The 15862-nt window shown below is 40.5% G+C and carries 19 protein-coding genes; 15 read left to right on the top strand and 4 right to left on the bottom strand.

Features of this window, described 5'->3' with window-relative positions:
• Positions 1-35: 35 nt before the first annotated feature.
• Positions 36-827 carry a crotonase/enoyl-CoA hydratase family protein gene (locus tag I6E78_RS06740; protein ID WP_089367841.1) on the bottom strand — a complete coding sequence of 264 codons (792 nt, stop codon included), beginning with the start codon at positions 825-827 and terminating at the stop codon, positions 36-38.
• A gap of 547 nt (positions 828-1374) precedes the next feature.
• Here I6E78_RS06740 and I6E78_RS06735 point away from each other — a divergent pair.
• The 3 genes from I6E78_RS06735 (at position 1375) to I6E78_RS06725 (ending at position 3079) form a co-directional block, all read left to right on the top strand.
• On the top strand, positions 1375-1695 hold the full coding sequence (locus I6E78_RS06735) for an HI1450 family dsDNA-mimic protein (RefSeq protein WP_011327414.1): 321 nt from the start codon (positions 1375-1377) through the stop codon (positions 1693-1695).
• Positions 1696-1774: 79 nt separating this feature from the next.
• Entirely contained in the window at positions 1775-2557 is a 783-nt protein-coding gene (locus I6E78_RS06730; protein WP_086995029.1) for a DUF481 domain-containing protein, read from the top strand.
• Positions 2558-2602: 45 nt separating this feature from the next.
• A complete protein-coding gene (locus I6E78_RS06725) occupies positions 2603-3079 on the top strand; it encodes a hypothetical protein (protein ID WP_011327416.1) in 477 nt (158 codons plus the stop codon).
• Between the two features lie 67 nt (positions 3080-3146).
• Here the strand turns inward: I6E78_RS06725 and I6E78_RS06720 are convergent, their stop codons facing one another.
• On the bottom strand, positions 3147-3632 hold the full coding sequence (locus tag I6E78_RS06720) for an FKBP-type peptidyl-prolyl cis-trans isomerase (protein ID WP_011327417.1): 486 nt from the start codon (positions 3630-3632) through the stop codon (positions 3147-3149).
• A 12-nt stretch (positions 3633-3644) separates the two neighbouring features.
• Complete coding sequence (gene ygfZ / locus I6E78_RS06715; RefSeq protein ID WP_089367843.1) at positions 3645-4556, bottom strand: tRNA-modifying protein YgfZ; 912 nt, start codon at positions 4554-4556, stop codon at positions 3645-3647.
• Between the two features lie 164 nt (positions 4557-4720).
• Here ygfZ and I6E78_RS06710 point away from each other — a divergent pair, with 164 nt between their 5' ends.
• Together I6E78_RS06710 and I6E78_RS06705 are read left to right on the top strand one after the other, a co-directional pair.
• A complete protein-coding gene (locus tag I6E78_RS06710; protein WP_011327419.1) occupies positions 4721-4972 on the top strand; it encodes an FAD assembly factor SdhE in 252 nt (83 codons plus the stop codon).
• A gap of 40 nt (positions 4973-5012) precedes the next feature.
• Entirely contained in the window at positions 5013-5381 is a 369-nt protein-coding gene (locus I6E78_RS06705; RefSeq protein WP_041454661.1) for a hypothetical protein, read from the top strand.
• Here I6E78_RS06705 and nadB read toward each other — a convergent pair.
• Positions 5359-6966: an L-aspartate oxidase gene (gene nadB / locus I6E78_RS06700; protein WP_011327421.1), complete on the bottom strand. Its 1608-nt coding sequence runs from the start codon at positions 6964-6966 to the stop codon at positions 5359-5361. The two genes, I6E78_RS06705 and nadB, sit on opposite strands and share 23 nt — an antisense overlap.
• Before the next feature lie 244 nt (positions 6967-7210).
• On the opposite strand from nadB, the gene rpoE reads away from it, so the two are divergent.
• From rpoE to pdxJ, 10 genes are all read left to right on the top strand, one after another.
• On the top strand, positions 7211-7792 hold the full coding sequence (gene rpoE, locus I6E78_RS06695) for an RNA polymerase sigma factor RpoE (RefSeq protein ID WP_011327422.1): 582 nt from the start codon (positions 7211-7213) through the stop codon (positions 7790-7792).
• A 1-nt stretch (position 7793) separates the two neighbouring features.
• The gene (locus I6E78_RS06690) at positions 7794-8411 is read left to right on the top strand and encodes a sigma-E factor negative regulatory protein (RefSeq protein ID WP_011327423.1); all 618 of its coding nucleotides are present in this window, start codon (positions 7794-7796) and stop codon (positions 8409-8411) included.
• 4 nt (positions 8412-8415) lie between these two features.
• A complete protein-coding gene (locus I6E78_RS06685; protein WP_197182188.1) occupies positions 8416-9369 on the top strand; it encodes a MucB/RseB C-terminal domain-containing protein in 954 nt (317 codons plus the stop codon).
• 20 nt (positions 9370-9389) lie between these two features.
• Entirely contained in the window at positions 9390-9839 is a 450-nt protein-coding gene (locus I6E78_RS06680; RefSeq protein ID WP_011327425.1) for a SoxR reducing system RseC family protein, read from the top strand.
• 122 nt (positions 9840-9961) lie between these two features.
• The gene (gene lepA / locus I6E78_RS06675) at positions 9962-11752 is read left to right on the top strand and encodes a translation elongation factor 4 (protein ID WP_011327426.1); all 1791 of its coding nucleotides are present in this window, start codon (positions 9962-9964) and stop codon (positions 11750-11752) included.
• Positions 11753-11768: 16 nt separating this feature from the next.
• Entirely contained in the window at positions 11769-12704 is a 936-nt protein-coding gene (gene lepB, locus I6E78_RS06670; RefSeq protein ID WP_011327427.1) for a signal peptidase I, read from the top strand.
• Between the two features lie 2 nt (positions 12705-12706).
• Positions 12707-13384, top strand: coding sequence for a ribonuclease III (gene rnc, locus I6E78_RS06665; RefSeq protein WP_041454353.1), 678 nt, complete (start codon positions 12707-12709; stop codon positions 13382-13384).
• Positions 13374-14306, top strand: a complete 933-nt coding sequence (gene era / locus I6E78_RS06660; protein ID WP_011327429.1) for a GTPase Era — start codon at positions 13374-13376, stop codon at positions 14304-14306. Before rnc ends, era begins: the two co-directional genes overlap by 11 nt.
• Before the next feature lie 22 nt (positions 14307-14328).
• Entirely contained in the window at positions 14329-15021 is a 693-nt protein-coding gene (gene recO, locus I6E78_RS06655; RefSeq protein WP_011327430.1) for a DNA repair protein RecO, read from the top strand.
• A 22-nt stretch (positions 15022-15043) separates the two neighbouring features.
• Positions 15044-15775 carry a pyridoxine 5'-phosphate synthase gene (gene pdxJ, locus I6E78_RS06650; protein ID WP_197182187.1) on the top strand — a complete coding sequence of 244 codons (732 nt, stop codon included), beginning with the start codon at positions 15044-15046 and terminating at the stop codon, positions 15773-15775.
• Positions 15776-15862 lie beyond the last annotated feature (87 nt).

Genomic DNA, 15862 nt, shown 5'->3' with positions numbered 1-15862 from the left:
TTTAACAAATCCCTGTTATTTATGCATGCATCATCTTACCAGCGTTTAGGGTTGGCATAATGAATATCGGTTTTACCCTTTGCTTTAGCAATTGCCTTTTTGGTATTTGGGCTAAGTAATAATCTAATTTGGCTAAAGGTTTCTTTGGCGAGTATGTTGCGTTGCTGAGTTTTATAGCTTTGCTGGGTAACGCGCTTAATTGCCGCCAGAGTGTCGGGCGAGCGGGCTAATAGTATTTCCAACATTTTTTGTGTGGCAGCCTCGGTGTCATCAGTTACTTGAGTGACCAAGCCAAGCTCTTTTGCTTGTAGCGCACTTATTGGATCAGCATGGCTGGCAAGCCATAGTGCTTGGTCGCGTTTTACTAAACCGCTCATTACAACATTAGCCCCCATATCTGGGCATAACCCCCAACGCGCTTCCATAATGGCAAATTGGGCATCGTGGTGCACTATTCTATAGTCAGCGCCGAGTGCAATTTGCAATCCACCGCCAAGGCAGTTGCCATTAATTTGGGCAATAACCGGCACGCTAAGCGATTGCCAACCCAATACTACCCGCTGGGCTAAATTTTTATTGCCAGGTAACCATTTAAATAATAATTTAATAATATTAAGCGGCGACGCCATAACTGCGGCTATATCTAACCCCGCGCAAAAGTGATCGCCATCGCCTTTTAAAACTACGGCGCGGATGCTGCGATCTTTTTTAAGCTTTTTTATTATTTTATTAAGCTCAACAAACATAGCAAAGCTTAAAGCATTTTGTTTTTGAGCTCTGCTTAGTGTGACAATTGCAATGCCTTGTTGTTTTTCTAACTTTATCATTTTGCACTCCTCTGACCTGTTGCCTGAGCTTATGATGTTATTTAAGTTAAGTAAAGTGAGCGTGGTTGATTAGGGTCTGTTTATCTTTCAAGGTTAAATTTGCAGCAGTGTGTTTGGTATTTAGGCAAGGCAGAGCCTATGTGGTGTGGTTATTCCCCATAAATAGGCGATAACGTAGCATCAATGCCAAACATGCGCTGCCCGAAGGGTTCTGCCTAGGGGCGATTGACTCTTTGTTGCCTACATGGATGTAGGTAAGGGGCGTGAGCAGGACGCGGAAGCTTTGCTCGGTTTTTACTTAGCCCACTAGGTTACAAACCTCGCGCCGTGATTAAATCGCCCCTAGTTTGAACAAATTTAATCCGCAAAGGTCAACAGACCCTAAAATAAAATGAATTTATTACTCAGCGGCAGGTCTCAATTGATTGATTTTACTTATAACAATTAAGAGACTGAAGAAAGTCAGTTTTTTCAGCGTTTTTTTCTCAAAACAACGATAACTTTTGGTATTATGATCATACTTTAAAAGCTCAAAGGTTAACTACTCATGTCAGGCCCGCGTTTATACACAGAAGAAGAAGCAACTCATCAAGCGTACGATATTTTTTTAGAGTTGGCACCAAGCAACCTGAATGAGCAAGACGTTGAAACTTTTAATCAATACAGAGAAGAACTTGGTTTTATTGAAGAGGGCGAGCCCGATGAGCAATGGCAGGATTTTGTTGCTCTAGAAGTTGAAGCTGATCATTTTTTGCAGGTGTTAGTAGGCTTAGAATTTGAAAATGACGATGTATTATTCGCTAAAATTTTAATTAGCCGTGATAAAGACGCGCCTTTTTGTCACATTTTATGGAAAGAGACTGAGTAACTCAGTTTTAGTTAAAGTTGTTTTATGATCACCTACAAGAGAGAGTGTTTTGCGTAAGTTTTTATTCTTAATTTTTTTAATGGTTTGCCGCCCAAGTTGGGCTGTCGATCCTTTTGAAGATTTTCATGAATACGGACAACTCTCGGATGAAGAAATTCATGATTTACATAAAGGCGAAATGCTTTACGGCGACACCGAATTTGGTTTTATATTAAGTAAAGGCAATACTAATTCGACCAGTTTTAAACTCAAAGGTAACCTTTATCAAGATTTTGAAAGCTGGCGTAATCAATTTAAAATAGATTCCTTATACAAACGCGATCATAACGATGACACCGGAAAGTCTGATGTGACCGCTAACCGGGTGTTTATATCAGCGCAAGGTAACTACAAAGTAGGCGTTAAGAATTCCTCATTTTTTATTTATGGCGATTACGAAGAAGATAAATTTAGCGGTCTAGCGTTTAAAAGTACTGTAGCAACAGGTTATGGTGCGCGCGTTTACCAAGGCGTTAAAAATAAAGTTGATATTGATATAGGACCTGGTTTGTATCGCTCTGTGGCTGAGGAGCAGTCTGATGTTAGCGAAGATGATAAAAACAAAGTAGGTTATTTAGTGCGCTTTGCTATGCAATGGGAGCGGTTGGTTTCTGAGCGAACGCGCTTTAACCAAGATGTAAGTATAGAGCAGTCTTTGTCGGGGCTTAATTCACGATTAAAATCAGAAACAGCCTTGATCAGCCAAGTAATTGGTGGGGTATCACTTAAGTTTGCTTATATGTATCGTTATAATTCCAAACCTGAAGAAAATAAGCTCAAGTTTGACTCAGAGCTCAGCGCAACATTAGTTTATAGCTTTTAAGTTGTTTTATTTTTAATCGTATCGTTATTTAATTTTGAGAGTGTTATGTATCAGCATAAGCAGTATGCGCTATTTATATTTTTTGTATTAGCCTGGATTGGTGGCTTTGTAGCCCTTGCCTGGAATTTAATTGGGGCTGATGGCCCACTTATGGTGTTTGCCGGTATTTTAGTGCTGGTGGGTTTTTTGTTTCATGGCTTAACCGTAAAAGTAAATGACACTCATATTAGTTGGGCATTTGGTCCTGGTGTTGCTGGGCAAAGTATTGCACTTGCAGATATTGCAGAAGCTAAAGCGGTGCAAAACTCGTATCGTCATGGGATTGGTATTCGTATTACCCACGATGGCTGGATATATACAGTGTCTGGTTTTAGTGCTATTCAACTTACCCTTAAGGATGGCACTTTATACAGAGTGGGTACTAATGATCAGCAAGGCTTACTCACAGCGCTTGAAGGTAAAATAGCACCTGCAGAAACACTTAAAGCAGCTTCCGATGATGCTAAACCTGCTGCGGTTTAAATGTAATTAAATTGAGTTTAGTAACAAAAAAAGCGCCTTAGGCGCTTTTTTATTTGCTTAGGGCATTTTAGTGGTCGTGACCACAACCGCCTTCACCATGTACATGACCATGGCTTAGTTCTTCTTCGGTTGCATCGCGTACTTCTAAAATTTCTACATTAAAGTTAAGCGTAATACCAGCCAGTGGGTTATTACCATCTACAATAACTTCTTCGTCTTGAATGTCGATGATCATGACTGATTGATCGCCATCATCGGTTGATGCACGAAACTGCATACCCACTTCAATTTCCATGCCTTCAAACATTTCTTTAGGCACAGCTTGCATTAAGTTGTCACTACGTTCGCCGTAACCTTCATCAGGTTCAACTTTTACGCTTAACGTGTCGCCAGCTTGTTTGCCTTGCAGAGCATTTTCTAGGCCTGAAATTAGATAGCCGGTGCCAATAATAAAAATTAGTGGTTCGCCATCGAACGAGTTATCAATGGTATTGCCGTCATTATCTAATACCGAATAATGCATTTTTACCACTTTGTTTGCTGCAACGATCATAGTCAGTCCTATTTATTCATCTTCAAGAGAGTAGGGTAGAGGAAGAATGTTTAGCTCTACCGAAGGAGTGTGTTTTGCACGAAGTACCTGAGTAACATCAGTATCGTTTGGCAACACTACAAGGCCAGTAAGTGTTTTACTTTGTTCATTAAAGCTCTGGCTGATAAGTTTACCAGCGCGGCGCCAGTTTTCGCCTAGTTGTCTTTCTAGATCCAACTCAGTAAGTAACCCATCGCTTTGCCCTGAAACGATATACATAGCACGCTTATTTTTACCTAAGTATTTCATTCGCGCTACGGTTTCTTGCCCTGCGTAACAGCCTTTTTTAAAGCTAATGCCACCTATTGCTTGCAAGTTAACCATTTGCGGCACGTATTCACCAATCGCTTGCTCATTAAGCTGTGGCTCGCCGGCTAAAATAGCAGCTTGTTGCCATAGCATATCGTTTTCAAGCGTTACTACGTTATCAGGCAAGTTAAATTGCTCATCTACCATTAGTAAAAGTCGATTGCCGGTAAGCTTAAGAGCTTTACCATGGCTAAAATCGCATGCAGTGTCTTGCGCCGCAAATTCGATATTAAGTTGTGTGAGTAACTCAGTAAAGTCGTCGCTAATTAAGCCAATTAATCGCTGTGGTGCTACGTTAATGTCTACTTTAGCAAATACCGCATACTTTTTTAACTCGGCTAAAGAGCACTCCACTTCAGCCTTAGAGCCAATTAAATAGTAATGATCTTGATGAGAAAATAATTTAAACACGCCCCATAACTTACCTTTGGCGCTACAGTGCCCGGCCCAAAGATAATTGTTGTTGGTTAGCTTGTTGATATCCTGAGTGATTTGTCCGTGAAGATAAGATAATTTATCTGCGCCAGAGAAGCTAATAAGCTGATGAGATAAAGCACATGCATGAACAATCGACATAAACACCTTCTTTGACTATTTAATGAGGTAACATAATAACGTAGATACAACCTTGGGTACAGCAGCTAACTCTGTACGGGTTTTTATTATTTTAATAAGTGATTAAGAGCTGCTAAATTAATTGGTATTTGTTAAACTCAGGTCAATTAAATATGAGGTTTAAAATGACTGAAATTCATAGTAAAGCACGTATCCGTTGGGCTTGTCGCCGTGGCATGCTAGAGCTAGATGTATTGTTTATGCCCTTTGTAGAGGATGCTTTTGATTCACTTAGCGTTGAACAGCAAGCTATTTTTCAGCGTTTACTTACCGAAGAAGATCCTGACTTATTTGCTTGGTTTATGGGCCATAAAGAATGTAAAGATGAGCAGCTCAACAGCATGGTGCAACTTATTTTAGACCGAGTTCGTGTATAGGTTTACAGTTACAGCAAACAAAACAGACCATAAACCTATTGTGGTCTTTTTTTGTGTTTTAACATTATTGCTGTGCTTATTTTTAAGTTCACTCGAGGCAATCATTTTTTGCATAGTTGTTAACTTTGTAGCGGCCATACTTGTATGGCTAAAAATGCAGGCAGTACAGCCACTTGAAGGCGTTATTATTTTAGCCCCAAAGCAGTTTAGGTTTGAAAATAGCACACGGTTAATTCAAGGCGAAATAAGTGCTAAAAGCCGCTTAATTGGCAACAGTGTTTGGCTTTATATTAAGGGTTTTAATAACAACTATTGGCTGATTATTACAGCCAATAGTGTTGATGTACAAAGCTATGCGCGCCTAAAACGCGCCACACTTAATGCAATTAACGCTGTGGAGTTAAAATAGTAGGTGTTGGATTAGCGTTTTGCTCTGGATAGTCAATAGTGTAGTGCAGGCCACGGCTTTCTTTACGCTCAAGTGCACTGCGAATAATTAGTTCGGCAACTTGTACCAAATTACGCAGCTCTAACAAGTTATTACTAACTCTAAAGTTAGCGTAATAGTCATGTATTTCCTGCTGTAACAACTCAACTCTATGTAGTGCACGCTCTAAGCGTTTGGTTGAGCGCACAATACCCACGTAGTCCCACATAAACAACCTTAGTTCATGCCAGTTGTGAGTAATCACTATTTCTTCATCTGAATTAGCTACGCGGCTTTCATCCCAGTGCGGCAGATTAATGGGCTCTGGTGCATGTTCAATTTTGCTTAAAATGTCTTTTGCAGCCGCATGGGCAAACACAATACACTCTAGTAATGAGTTACTCGCCATACGATTAGCACCATGTAAGCCGGTATAAGCAACTTCACCTACTGCATATAAGTTATCTAAATCGGTTTTACCATTAAAGTCAGTCATTACTCCACCACAGGTATAATGCGCTGCAGGTACAACAGGAATAGGATCTTTGGTAATATCGAGCCCGACACTTAGACACTTTGCATATATAGTGGGGAAGTGCTCAATAATAAAATCTTTATCTTTGTGACTAATGTCTAAAAATACGCAATTGGCACCCAAACGTTTCATTTCAAAGTCGATAGCGCGAGCAACAATATCGCGAGGAGCAAGCTCTTCACGCTCATCAAACTCGTGCATAAATCGGCTGCCGTCGGGGCGTCTTAAATAAGCTCCTTCACCACGCATTGCCTCGGTAATTAAAAAGTTTTGTAATTCAGGGTGGTACAAACTGGTTGGATGAAACTGGTTAAATTCCATGTTCGCCACTCTACAACCCGCACGCCATGCCATAGCAATACCATCACCACTGGAAACATCAGGGTTTGAAGTATACAAATACACTTTACTAGCACCACCTGTCGCTAAAGCAACAAATTTAGCCGCAATTGTTTCTACTTTTTTGGCGTTTTTATTCCATACATACATGCCATTTATATGCGAGCTGGCTTTATTGCCGCTTTTATCTGTAATTAAATCAATGGCGTTGTAATGCTCTAACAGGGTGATGTTTTTGTGGGCTTGAACTTGGCTGATTAATGTAGTTTGTACGGCTTTACCAGTAGCGTCGGCGGCGTGTAAAATGCGTCGGTGGCTGTGGCCGCCTTCACGCGTTAAATGAAAACGCTCTTTACCATGGCTATCCAGCTCTATATCAAACGGTACGCCTTGATTAATTAACCATTGCAAACAATCGTGGGCATTACTAGCGGTATAGTGCACTGCTTCTTTGTCGCATAAGCCACCGCCCGCATCGAGCGTGTCTTGCACATGTGATTCTATACTGTCATGTTTCTTATCAAATACCGCGGCTATACCACCTTGGGCATAGAGTGTGGAACCTTCAGTGAGTGCTCCCTTACTGATTACGGTAACGTTACAATAGTTAGCTAAAGATAAGGCAAGTGATAAGCCCGCTGCGCCGCTACCGATAATAGCGACATCTGCAATGTGATGTTTATTTTGGTTCATGTCAGAGGTACTTTGCGGTTACAATGCCCATATAGAGCAATGTTTGTTTTCAATAGTGGTAGTTGTATCATATTTGCCATCATACCAAGTAGTAATTTTGGCTCTAACTACGGTTATTTACGACTATTTAATAAAAAAACAATATAAAGCAGAACTTTTTATTCATGTAAGAGTCAGAGTATCTGTGAACAATGGCGACACTATGAATGATAAGCAAAAATTAGACACAGGAGTACCGGCTCGAATGAGCGAGCAGGATCAAGATTTAGCGCTAGTAAAAAGGGTTCAGCAAGGAGATAAAAACGCCTTCAACCTATTAGTAAAGAAGTATCAAAACAAAATTGCCGGTTTGATCTCACGTTATGTGTCAAATCAGGGTGATATTGCAGATGTAGCACAAGAAGCGTTTATAAAAGCTTATCGTGCGCTTCCTAACTTTAGGGGCGATAGTGCCTTTTATACTTGGTTGTACCGTATTGCAGTAAATTGTGCTAAAAATTATTTAGTAGCTCAGGGGCGTAAACCGCCAGCAAGTGATATAGACGCACAAGATGCTGAGTTTTATGACTGCGCGGACTCAATGCGTTCTAACGCATCTCCTGAAAATTTACTGCTGAGCGAAGAAGTACGCGCTGTTATTTTTAATACGATTGATAGTTTGCCTGAAGATCTTAAAACCGCAATCACCCTCAGAGAAATTGAAGGGATGAGCTATGAAGAAATAGCTGTGGTAATGGATTGCCCAGTCGGGACGGTACGTTCGCGTATATTTCGTGCCCGTGAAGCAATTGATAACAAATTAAACCCATTAATAGGCGAGTCTTAGTATGATAAAAGCACACGTTAACAGGTTAGATGACGAATCGTTATCTGCATTACTTGACGGCGAGCAACAACTAGCAGATGCAAAAATTGCAGAGCAAGACGTTGCTACCTTTGGCCGTTATGCGTTAATTGGTGATGCAATGCGAGCTCAAAAAGATCACAGCGATATTCATATTGATATTAGCAAGCGTGTTGCGTTAGCACTCGAAAGCGAACCAGTATATGCAGATTTCAGTCAGTCTAAAGCGCAATCTGCGCCGCAAAGTGATACTATAAACGACAATAAAGTTGTGGCATTTAATTGGCGCAAGCCAGTGGCACAACTTGCGATTGCAGCAAGTGTTGCTATGTTTGCTATTGTAGGCGTAAATATGTTGCCACAGGGCGATGGCGCGCAACAAAGCGAAATTCCATTGCTGCAAACAACACCTTTTACAGGTACTGCATCACCAGTGAGTTATTCATCGGAGCCCGCGCTTAAAAACGCAGAAAATGGTTTGCGTGAATTGCAGCAGCAACGTATTGGCGCACTTGTTTTAGAGCATCAACGCCAAGCTCGTGTTGCACATTCATTAGAGGCTGCGCAAACGGATGCAAAAAAACCAGAGGAAAACAACTAATTAAATGAAAGTAATTACTTTTATTCTGTCGCTGGCAATCAGCTTTAATACCTTTGCCAGCGACACCAATCCTGCCAAAGATTTACTGCTTAAAATGGCTAATGCCGTTCATACCCGTAACTTTGACGCCTCGTTTGTGGTTGTTAAAGGTAAAACCATGGAACCCTACCGTTGGTTACATGCAAAACAAGATGACATTGAGATAGAACACTTAAGTTTACTCAATGGCGCGGGCCTAGAAATGGTACGCGTTGACAACCAAGTTACTTATTTTGAGCCGCAATCAGAGCCTTATTCACTTACAACTGATTCAATTGCAGGGCCAATTCCTGAAGTACTGTTTAAAAACGTTGAGCGTTTAAGTGGCCATTATGACTTTGTACTTGGTGGAAAAGGGCGTATATCAGGACGAGCAGCTCAGTTAGTACGTATAGAATCTAAAGATGAAGACAAATATAACTACTGGATTTGGCTTGATATGGAATCGTCTTTATTACTAAAAGCAGCCTATGTTAATCATCAAGGCGAAGCTTTAGAGCAACTGCAACTTACCCACATAAGTGTTACAGAGCAGCCTGCTAGTATGTTGCTGGAAATACTTAATCGCAACTTTCCAACCCCGTTACCAAATAACTCACTCGAAACATTGGGCAGTAATACGGCAAAAACGTGGAAAATAGACTGGTTGCCAGCAGGCTTTGAATTATTAAAATCAGACCGCCATAAATTAGATTTAAATAATGAATTAACCGACTACTATTTATTTTCAGATGGCTTTGTAGAAGTGTCGGTATTTATACAAAGACCTTTGCCGGGTAAGCGCTTAAGTGGCTCACTCACCTCTGGGGCAACCACAGTTTATGTGCACAACGGCGGTAATTTTGATGTTTCGGTGGTGGGTAATATTCCTAGTTTAACGGCCAAAAAAATTGCAGAGTCGGTGACCCGCGCATTATAAACGATTTATAAAGAGTTGTTATGATAGAACAAACCTTAAAAGTTGTGGCCCTTAGTGGCCACATTGCACATTTAGAGGCACAACAAAAACAAGCATGCGAAGGCTGTAATGGTCGTTGTGGATCGCAGGTGTTTAGTAAGTTATTTGGCAGTGCTAAAAAAACCTTTCCCTATAAATTTGACACGCCCGTAGTGGTGGGACAAAAAATCACCTTGTCGCTTGATGACAGCCACGTTGTTAAACACGCCTTTACTGTATATATGTTGCCGCTATTTTTAAGCCTAGGCTTTGCGCTAGTTGCCGCTGAATTACTGTTAGTTACCGAAGGATGGCAAATTTTAGCTGCTGCTTTGGGTGGCGGTATTGGCTTTTTAATGGCTAAAATGTGGGTTAAATCATTCAGGCATGATATCAAAGTGATAAAAATTCATCCAATTAGCCTTCCTTTAACTCAAATAGATGGTGATTGATGCCAATTAAATGTAAAATTGCCCGCTTACGCCACAGCAACTTGAAAATATAAAAACAAATATTTTCAAGTTGTTTAGGTATATCTACTTAGTCCATTAAAATAGAGTTTAGAATCCATTTTATGAAGCATATCCGTAATTTTTCGATCATCGCCCACATTGACCATGGTAAATCGACCCTTTCAGATCGTTTGATCCAAGTTTGTGGTGGTTTAACCGACCGTGAAATGCAAAAACAGGTTTTGGATTCAATGGATATTGAGCGCGAACGTGGTATTACCATTAAAGCGCAAAGTGTAACCTTGAATTATAAAGCCAATGACGGCGAGATCTACCAGCTTAACTTTATCGACACCCCAGGGCATGTTGATTTTACTTATGAAGTATCACGCTCATTAGCAGCATGTGAAGGTGCGTTACTCGTTGTAGATGCTGGTCAAGGTGTTGAAGCACAAACACTGGCAAATTGTTACACTGCCATTGAAATGAACTTAGAAGTTATTCCTGTACTTAATAAAATAGATTTACCACAAGCCGATCCGCTTCGTGTGGCTGAAGAAATCGAAGATATTATTGGTATTGATGCCCTAGATGCAGTGCAATGTAGCGCTAAAACTGGCGTTGGTATTGCCGAAGTACTTGAAATGATAGTTAAAGATGTACCGCCACCGGTTGGCGATAAAGATGCTCCTCTTCAAGCACTTATAATTGACTCATGGTTTGACCCATACCAAGGTGTTGTATCATTAGTGCGCATTAAGCACGGTGAACTGCGCGCGGGCGACAAAATTAAAATCATGTCGAACGATCACGTACACACAGCCGATCAGGTAGGTGTATTTACACCAAAGCAAACTAACACAGGTATTTTAAGAACCGGTGAAGTAGGCTTTGTAATTGCTGGTATTAAAGAAATACATGGTGCACCTGTTGGCGATACTATTACTCATCAAAAAAATGCGGCACCATTGCGTTTACCTGGTTTTCAAAAAATAAAACCACAAGTGTATGCAGGTATGTTCCCAATTGCTTCTGATGAATATGAATCGTTTCGTGATGCGCTTAATAAATTAAGCTTAAACGATGCGTCGTTATTTTTCGAACCAGAGAACTCAACAGCACTTGGTTTTGGTTTTCGTTGTGGCTTTTTAGGCATGCTACACATGGAAATTATTCAAGAGCGTTTAGAACGTGAATACGATATTGATTTAATTACCACAGCACCAACCGTAATTTATGAAGTAGTGACTAAAAAAGACGGGACTTTCCAAATTGATAACCCATCTGATTTACCTGCGGTAAACGATATTTTAGAAATTCGTGAACCGATTGTAGAAGCCAATATTTTAGTGCCGCAAGAATACTTAGGCAGTGTTATTACCTTGTGTGTTGATAAGCGTGGCATGCAAACTAAAATGTCATATCATGGTAAGCAAGTTGCGGTAACTTACGAACTGCCTATGGCAGAAGTAGTTATGGACTTTTTTGATAAGTTAAAATCAACCAGTCGTGGCTTTGCATCGCTTGATTACAACTTTAAGCATTTCCAAACATCAGATATGGTACGTGTTGATATTTTGATCAACTCAGAGCGCGTCGACGCGCTGGCGATCATTGCTCACCGCGATAGTGCGCAATCACGTGGTCGCCAATTAGCCGATGCACTAAAAGAGCTAATTCCACGTCAAATGTTTGATATTGCGATTCAAGCAGCTATTGGCGGACATGTTATTGCCCGTACTACGATAAAACAGATGCGTAAAAACGTAATTGCTAAGTGTTACGGCGGTGACGTGAGTCGTAAGAAAAAGCTACTTAAAAAGCAAAAAGATGGTAAAAAACGCATGAAGCAAGTAGGTAACGTTGAAGTGCCTCAAGAAGCGTTTTTAGCTATTTTAAAAGTTGGTAAATAAAAACAAAGGATTATAAATGGCTGGCTATTTTTCAGTTTTATTGGTGCTATTAACCTTAGGCTCAGGTCTAATATGGTTAATAGACCACTTAATGTTTGCGCCGAAACGAAATGCGCATTTGGCTATGGCAGAGGCTTCTGCTGGTGGTAAATTAGATGAAGAAACTGCCGCATTAATCGCACCAGAGCCTATGCTTACTGAAACAGCAAAGTCGATTTTTCCGATGATTGCTGCTATCACTATATTTAGATCGTTTATGTTTGAACCGTTTCAAATACCTTCAGGTTCAATGATGCCTACTTTATTAGTAGGAGATTTTATTTTAGTGCAAAAGTATTCGTACGGGATTAAAGACCCTGTATGGCGCAGCCAATTAGTTGATGTAGGTGAGCCTGAGCGTGGTGATATTATTGTTTTTAAATACCCGCTAGACGAAAAGGTCGATTTTATTAAACGCACAATAGGCTTGCCTGGCGATAAAATTGTTTATCGTGATAAGCGTTTATATATTCAACCAAATTGTAAAGCTGGTGAAACCCAGCAGGGTGAGCTGCTTTGTAATGAATTTAATAAAATTGATTTTAAATTAATTAATGATGACGAATTTAAGCAAGGCTCAATGGCATTAGCGCGTTTAAATGAAAACTTAACTACGTTAAACCATGATATTTTAATTAACCCTCAGGCGCCTGAACGTAAAGGGCGTTATTATCAGCAACCAGGTACACCTACCGATGAATGGGTTGTTCCTGCTGATCATTATTTTATGATGGGTGATAATCGCGATAACAGCCAAGATAGTCGCTTTTGGGGTTTTGTGCCAAAAGAAAACTTGGTGGGTAAAGCTGTCTTTATATGGATGAGTTTTGAATTTGATAATGGCCCAGATGACATTTTACCAGGATGGGTTCCAACTGGTGTTCGTTTTGAACGCCTAGGTAATATTCAATAGCAATGAAAAAAAATGTAACAGAACTATACAAAACAATAGACTACATATTTGCAGATCAAGGCTTGCTTGAGCAAGCAATGACGCATCGTAGTCATAAAGGTCAGCATAACGAGCGACTAGAATTTTTAGGCGATTCAATTTTAAGCTTTGTGATTGCAAATGCGCTGTATGCTAAGTTTCCTAAAGCGCGTGAAGGCGATTTAAGCCGTATGCGCTCTACCTTAGTGCGTGGTCAAACATTGGCTGAATTTGGCTTAGAGTTTGGCTTAGGGGATTATTTACGCTTAGGTCCAGGCGAGCTAAAAAGTGGCGGCTTTCGTCGCGAGTCAACACTTGCCGATGCCGTAGAGGCGATTATTGGCGCTGTGTTTTTAGATTCGGATATTGAACGCTGTGGCGAATTAATTTTATCTTGGTATGAAGAGCGTTTAAATGCTATTTCACCAGGGCTTAATCAAAAAGATCCTAAGACCCTGCTGCAAGAGCATTTGCAAGCTCGTAAACTATCGTTACCGGGCTATACAGTTGTTGATACAAAAGGCCAGGCACATAATCAAACATTCACGGTTGAATGTATTGTTGATGGCATGGATAGCATTATTTCTGTTGGTAGCTCGCGTCGTAAAGCCGAACAAAAAGCTGCTGAAAAAGCATTGAAGATACTTAAAAATGAACCTTGATACCTTAATACAACCACACGATGGCGATATAGATACGTTTTGCGGCATGATCGCAATAGTAGGGCGCCCTAACGTAGGTAAATCTACTTTACTTAATAAAATTATTGAGCAAAAGGTTAGTATTACCTCACGTAAGCCACAAACCACACGCCACCGTATTATGGGTATTCATACCGAAGGTAAGCATCAAGCTGTTTACGTTGATACACCTGGCCTACACGTTGAAGAAAAACGTGCTATTAACCGCTTAATGAACCGCGCAGCATCAAGTTCAATTGGTGATGTAGAGCTTATTATATTTGTAGTTGAAGGCACCCACTGGAATGCCGATGACGACATGGTACTTAATAAAGTATCGCAAAGTGGTAAGCCGGTATTATTGGTGATCAATAAAATAGATTTAGTAAAAGATCGCGACCTAGTGCTGCCTCATATGAAGTGGTTAGGCGACAAGTTTGACTTTATTGGTATTATGCCAGTGTCGGCTGAGCAAGGTAAAAATATCGACTTGATCAAAGCTGAAGTAACTAAACGCCTTCAGCCAAGTGAATTTTATTTTCCAGAAGACTACGTAACCGACCGTTCAATGCGCTTTATGGCAGCAGAAACCATTCGTGAAAAGCTAATGCGTTTTATGGGCGAGGAGCTACCGTATTCTGTTACTGTTGAAATAGAGCAGTTTAAATGGCAAGAAAACGGTATTTGGCATATCAATGGTTTAATACTCGTTGAGCGCGAAACACAAAAGCGTATGGTGATTGGTAATAAAGGCGAAAAGCTAAAAACCATTGGTCGCGAAGCACGTAAAGATCTTGAAGAAATGCTCGATAATAAAGTGTTTTTAGAGCTTTGGGTTAAAGTTAAATCGGGTTGGGCTGATGACGAGCGCGCATTAAGAAGCCTAGGTTATGGTGAAGACTAATAATCTGCTAGCAGTTTAAATTATGGATAGCGACTTCTACAGAGCGTATTTATTACATCGGCGTCCTTATAGTGACTCCCAAGTAATGCTTGATATGCTAGTAGAAGGCGTTGGCCAACTTAGAATGCTAGCCCGTATTAGTGGCCGCCAGGCCACTAAACATAAAGCGCAATTACAACCTTTCCAAGCCTTGTTGGTACATTACAACGGCAAGTACGATTTAAAATACATCAACAAATTTGAACTGCACGGAACGCCACTTTTTTTAAAAGGTGATGAGCTTTATTGCGGCTTTTATTTAAATGAATTAACTAATCGAATTGTGCCAATTAATGAACCGATTGATCAGGTTTTTCAGCTTTATAATACGCACTTAAAAAACCTTAATAGCGGTGCTAATTTACAAGCAGTACTGCGTTCTTACGAATTTCAACTATTAGAACTATTAGGTTATGGCGTCGATTTTAGTTTTGACGCCAGCGGTGAACCCATAGATGAAAAGCGAACGTATAGCTATTTTGCAGAAGTTGGCTTTTTAGTACAAGACGATCCGCGCTCTGGATTTAGCGGTTTGCAACTTAATGCCATAGCTAATCATGACTTTAGCCAAGCAGATGTGCTATATATGGCAAAGCAATTAAGCCGCTACTTATTAAAGCCACTACTTGGTAATAAACCATTAAAAAGTCGTGAGTTATTTGCGGCCTCTCAATAAACGTAATTTTACAGGTAAAATAATGAAAGATATTCTTTTGGGTGTAAACGTTGATCATATTGCAACACTTCGCCAAGCACGTGGCACTAGCTACCCTGATCCAGCACATGCAGCAAGTGTAGCTGAGCATGCAGGAGCCGACGGTATCACTATTCATTTACGTGAAGATCGCCGTCATATTCAAGACCGTGACGTGTATGTAATGGCTAAAACCATACAAACACGCATGAACCTTGAAACAGCCGTAACCGATGAAATGATCAATATTGCACTTGAGGTAAAACCTGAGTACGTATGCCTAGTGCCAGAAAAACGCGAAGAACTAACCACCGAAGGCGGACTTGATGTGGCGGGTAATCTTGAAAAAATTACCGCAGCAACAAAAACCTTGAGCGACGCAGGTATTAAAGTTTCGTTATTTATTGATGCCGATAAAGCGCAGCTAGATGCAGCTAAAGCAGCAGGCGCTCCGTATGTTGAAATTCATACCGGTGCTTACGCAGATGCTACAACCGATGAGGCAATAAGCAAAGAGCTTGAACATATTCGCCAAGGCGTTAAATACGCAGCCAGTATTGGCTTAATTGTCAATGCGGGCCATGGTTTGCATTACCATAATGTAAAACCAATTGCCGCAATGGAAGAAATTTATGAGCTTAATATTGGTCACGCCATTATTGCTCGTGCCGCCATTGATGGGCTAGATAAAGCCGTACGCGATATGAAACGCTTAATGCTTGAAGCGCGTGCCTAAAGCCTCGCTTTAAATAAGCTACTTGAAGCTTCTTGCTACTTAGTTATATTAGGTGCATGGAGCTTCTAATTTTGAGCCCGGCTGTTA

The organism is Pseudoalteromonas sp. NZS127 (assembly GCF_015864805.1).
Lineage (GTDB): Bacteria > Pseudomonadota > Gammaproteobacteria > Enterobacterales > Alteromonadaceae > Pseudoalteromonas > Pseudoalteromonas nigrifaciens.
The sequence above is the reverse complement of the archived record's forward strand: the minus strand, read 5'-3'. Positions and strand labels throughout refer to the sequence as shown.